The sequence below is a fragment of the Methylomonas sp. BG-2 genome, assembly GCF_057766305.1.
Genome location: NZ_JBYMAP010000363.1, coordinates 1 through 2,696 on the forward strand (window position 1 = coordinate 1; position 2,696 = coordinate 2,696).

Genomic DNA, 2,696 nt, shown 5'->3' on the forward strand with positions numbered 1-2,696 from the left:
CGCGGGGGCCGACCTGCTCTCGACCAGCGTGGTGCAATACAGCCCGGCCAACAACACCAGCGGCGTTGGCCTGAACACCCCGGTGGTGATCACGTTTGCTGAACGGCTGAACCCGCTGGCGCTGAACACCGACACCATCGCCCTGTACGACGCGGTGACCGGTCAACGGCCGAGCGCGAGCTACGCGTTGAGCGCGGACGGCAAAACCGTGACGCTGACGCCGACGGCGGCGTTGACGGCCAACCGGCAGTATTACCTCTACATCAGCAACTGGGCGCCGCTGCCGGACCAAGCGGGCAATCGGATCAACTACGCCAATTGGTATTTCCGGACCGGCGCGGCCAACGACCAGGAAGTCCCGCTGGTCAGCGGGCAAAACATCGCCGACGGCGCGACCGGCATCGCGGTCAACGCCAAACTGCGCTTCGTGTTGGATGAACCGGTCAGCGCCTTCAGCGTCGCCGGTAGCGTCCGACTCAGCGTCGGCGGCGTCGATGTGGCCGGCACCGCCAGCCTGGGCAGCGACAACCGCACCGTCATCTTCACCCCAAGCAGCGCGTTGGCGATCAACAGCGACTACACCGTCGTGCTGGACGGCTTGTACGACTACATCGGCAACCGACTGTCCACCGTGACCAGCCACTTCACGACCGGCGCCAGCCCCGTGGCGGACACCACCGGCGCCACGGTGACCGTCAGCCCGGCGAACGCCTCGACCGGCGTCAGCGCCAGCGCGCCGATCACCTTCACCTTCAGCGAAGCGATCGACCCGACCACGCTGGACAGCGGCATCTCGATCAGCGCCAGCGGCTTTAGCGGCCAACTGGCCGGCAGCTTCGAACGGAGCGGCAATGTCGTGACCTTCAGCCCTCTGACCCCGCTGCCGGGCAACACCCAGATCAACATCACCGTCAACGGCGTGCTCGATCTGGCCGGCAACAGCAACAGCTATCGCTATCAATACTTCACGACCGGCACCGGCGGCGACACCACCGCGCCGCAACTGCTGTCCATCACCCCGAATGACGGAGCGCTGGACGTGTACGGCAACAACCCGATCGTGCTGACCTTCTCCGAATCGCTGAACCAAAGCACGGCCAACAGCAACAGCATCGGCCTGTTCGTCAACGGCGACGTGGTCAGACCTTCGGTCAGCTACTCGGCCGACAGCCGGACTATCACGCTCAACTACAACCTGCCGGCCTCGGCCCTGGTGACCGTCCTACTGACCGACGACATCAAAGACCTGAGCGGCAACCGGTTGGCCGACACCGTCAAAGTCTTCACGACCGCGGCGGCCAACGACACCGGCCGACCCAGCATCGCCACCGCCTTACCCGGTAACGGCGCCTACAACGTGCTGTCGAAAAACAAAATCGTGCTGTACAGCACCGAAGCGCTCAAAGCCAGCAGCCTCGCCGGTGCGCTGCACGTCTCGCAAAACGGCGTACTGATCAACGGCAACCTGCAACTGATCGGCGACGGCCGGACCCTGGTCTACACCCCGGCGCAAGCGTGGGCGAAAGACGCGCGGATCGAAGTGTTCCTGGACAGCACCGCCCAGGACCTAAGCGGCAACGCCCTGAACAGCTTCTACAGCTCGTTCCGGATCGAAGAAGACCCCGCGACGAAAGCCCCGTACGTACTGGCGCTGAACGCCGACGACGGCATCTCGCTGCCGCTGAATCCGGCGATCGACCTGCAGTTCAACGAAGCGCTGGATCCGACTACGGTCGACAGCAGCCGTTTCGTCCTGCGCAACTACTACTACGGCGCCGAAATACCGACGACGGTCAGCCTGATGAAAGGCAACCGCGTGGTGCGCCTGGTGCCGACGACGCCGTTGCAAGCCAACCAAGGCTACCAAATCGGCATCCGCGCCGGCGTCAAAGACGCCAGCGGGGTCGCGTCCACCTACAACAGCGACTATATCTGGTACTTTGCGACGGCCGCCGGTGGGCAGGAAGACAGCGTTGCGCCGCAAGTCACCGCGCTGAGCCCGACCGACGGCGCCAGCCCGGTCGGCATCAACAACCGCGTCTCGATCCGTTTCGACGAATCGGTCAGCCCGCTCAGCTTCCTGGGCGACGACGCCGACCTGCCGCTGGCGCAAGTGCCGAACTACGACGCGCGCAGCTACTCGTTGAGCTTCAGCGACAGCAACCGGCAAGTCAGCTACCTGCCGCACGAACCGTGGCCGGTAGACAGCGAAGTCACGCTGACGGTGGATAGACCGCAAGATTACGCCGGCAACACCGTGACCAGCCGGAGCAGCCAATTCCACACCGGTAACGGACCGGACACCGCCTCGCCGAGCGTCGAAGAATGGAGCATCGCCGCCAACGCGACCAACGTGCCGGTCAACGCCATCTTCAAAGCGCGGATGAGCGAAGCCATCGACCCGGTCACGGTCAACGACGGCAGCTTATACCTGTACGACAACACCACCGGCCAGCACGTCCCGGCGACCCGTAGTCTGAGTAGCGACGGCCGGACCCTGACCTTAGTACCGGAGCAAGCCCTGGCGGTCGGCCGCAACTACTACTTCTACGTCTACTACGTCCAAGACATGAACGGTAACAACGCCTACCAAACCCGCTACTTCACAGCGGCGTTGGTGGCGGACACCACCGCGCCGAACATCGTCGGCTACAGCATTGTGGCGGATCAACCGGACGTACCGACGAACGGCGTAT

General features: G+C 64.1%; 1 protein-coding gene. It reads left to right on the forward strand.

Annotated features, from left to right (window positions below; all coding sequences use genetic code 11):
* Window positions 1–2,696: Ig-like domain-containing domain (locus AC3B8H_RS20145; protein WP_488443306.1), on the forward strand; the 2,696-nt coding region annotated here is incomplete at both ends.